The sequence below is a fragment of the Lelliottia sp. GFLA7 genome (assembly GCF_056490165.1).
The window spans coordinates 1-467 of the sequence record NZ_JBWLAQ010000061.1; the positions used below are offsets into that span (position 1 = coordinate 1).

General features: G+C 64.2%; 1 protein-coding gene. It reads right to left on the bottom strand.

All coding sequences use genetic code 11. The features are described from left to right. Positions 1–76 precede the first annotated feature (76 nt). The coding region (locus AC07RN_RS21140) for a hypothetical protein (protein ID WP_478337242.1) at positions 77–467 on the bottom strand (391 nt) is incomplete at its 5' end.

A 467-nucleotide genomic window follows, 5' to 3' on the forward strand; every position in this document is an offset into this window, starting at 1 on the left:
GAAGAGAGCCCGGCCGCACTCGACGGCGAAGTCCGAACGCGCGCCGAGGATCAGCTCACCTCGCAACCGGCGTCGATCAGGAGCAGGTGACGAGCATTCGAACCCTCATCCAGCCGAACTCGTCGCCGAAGACGTCCTTCGAGAGCTGCTGCTCCTTCTTGTCGGTGCGCGTCGACATATCGAGGTCGATCTCCAGGCCAGTCGGCCCCCAGGTGTAGCTGGACGCTGGAGGCTGAACCTCGATCGGACCCTTCTTCCCGAACATGAAGCTCATCGTCTGCTCGCCCGCTGTCGCGCGCATCGTCGCGTTGTCGGGGCCTTCAACCTCGATACGCAGATCGGGGTACTCGCCGAAGCAGGTCGCCTTCATCATCGCCGGCGGAGTCTCTTTGTCGCCGACGAGCTGATCAGGCAGCTGCCGCGCCCAACCGGCAGACAGGGAGACCCCGTCCAGCTTGGTGGTCTTG